The organism is Blastococcus sp. TF02-8, assembly GCF_003319175.1.
In the GTDB taxonomy this organism is placed as follows: Bacteria; Actinomycetota; Actinomycetes; order Mycobacteriales; family Geodermatophilaceae; genus Blastococcus.
Genome location: NZ_QOHK01000018.1, coordinates 1 through 1,506 on the forward strand (window position 1 = coordinate 1; position 1,506 = coordinate 1,506).

Genomic DNA, 1,506 nt, shown 5'->3' on the forward strand with positions numbered 1-1,506 from the left:
GTCAGGTAGAGAATACCGAGGCGATCGAGCGAACTGTGGTTAAGGAACTCGGCAAAATGCCCCCGTAACTTCGGGAGAAGGGGGGCCATCTACTGTCAACATCCTTGCGGTGGGCAGCGGTGGGTGGCCGCAGAGACCAGTGAGAAGCGACTGTTTACTAAAAACACAGGTCCGTGCGAAGTCGTAAGACGATGTATACGGACTGACGCCTGCCCGGTGCTGGAACGTTAAGGGGACGGGTTAGCCGCAAGGCGAAGCTCAGAACTCAAGCGCCAGTAAACGGCGGTGGTAACTATAACCATCCTAAGGTAGCGAAATTCCTTGTCGGGTAAGTTCCGACCTGCACGAATGGCGTAACGACTTCTCAGCTGTCTCAACCACAGGCTCGGCGAAATTGCACTACGAGTAAAGATGCTCGTTACGCGCGGCAGGACGGAAAGACCCCGGGACCTTTACTATAGCTTGATATTGGTGTTCGGTTCGGCTTGTGTAGGATAGGTGGGAGACTGTGAAGCGGGCACGCCAGTGTTCGTGGAGTCGCCGTTGAAATACCACTCTGGTCGAATTGGATGTCTAACCTCGGTCCGTGATCCGGATCAGGGACAGTGTCAGGTGGGTAGTTTAACTGGGGCGGTTGCCTCCCAAAATGTAACGGAGGCGCCCAAAGGTTCCCTCAGCCTGGTTGGCAATCAGGTGTCGAGTGCAAGTGCACAAGGGAGCTTGACTGTGAGACCGACGGGTCGAGCAGGAGCGAAAGCTGGGACTAGTGACCCGGCACCGGCATGTGGAAGCGGTGTCGCTCAACGGATAAAAGGTACCCCGGGGATAACAGGCTGATCTTCCCCAAGAGTCCATATCGACGGGATGGTTTGGCACCTCGATGTCGGCTCGTCGCATCCTGGGGCTGGAGTAGGTCCCAAGGGTTGGGCTGTTCGCCCATTAAAGCGGTACGCGAGCTGGGTTTAGAACGTCGTGAGACAGTTCGGTCCCTATCCGCCGTGCGCGTAAGAGACTTGAGAAGAGCTGTCCCTAGTACGAGAGGACCGGGACGGACGAACCTCTGGTGTGCCAGTTGTACCGCCAGGTGCACTGCTGGTTAGCTACGTTCGGCAGGGATAACCGCTGAAAGCATCTAAGCGGGAAGCTCGCTTCAAGATGAGGTCTCTCACCGGGTCAACCGGGTAAGGCCCCCGCCCAGACCAGCGGGTTGATAGGCCGGAAGTGGAAGCACCGCAAGGTGTGGAGCTGACCGGTACTAACAGGCCGAGGGCTTGACCACACACAACCCACACACAACTTCTGTGATGGCCGGGTCAGGTCAATGAGATTGCTACGCGTCCACTGTGCGGTTCTGAACGCACGAACCAGTCGGTTCAAGTTCACAGAGTTACGGCGGCCATGGCGAGAGGGAAACGCCCGGCAACATTCCGAACCCGGAAGCTAAGCCTCTCAGCGCCGATGGTACTGCCCTGGAGACGGGGTGGGAGAGTAGGACGCCGCCGGACA

2 rRNA genes are annotated in these 1,506 nt (G+C 57.6%); both read left to right on the forward strand.

What is annotated here, in order from left to right:
* Positions 1–1,279, forward strand: a 23S ribosomal RNA gene (locus DQ237_RS19275); the annotation flags it as partial.
* Between the two features lie 109 nt (positions 1,280–1,388).
* Positions 1,389–1,505, forward strand: a 5S ribosomal RNA gene (rrf, locus tag DQ237_RS19280).
* Position 1,506: the final 1 nt, after the last annotated feature.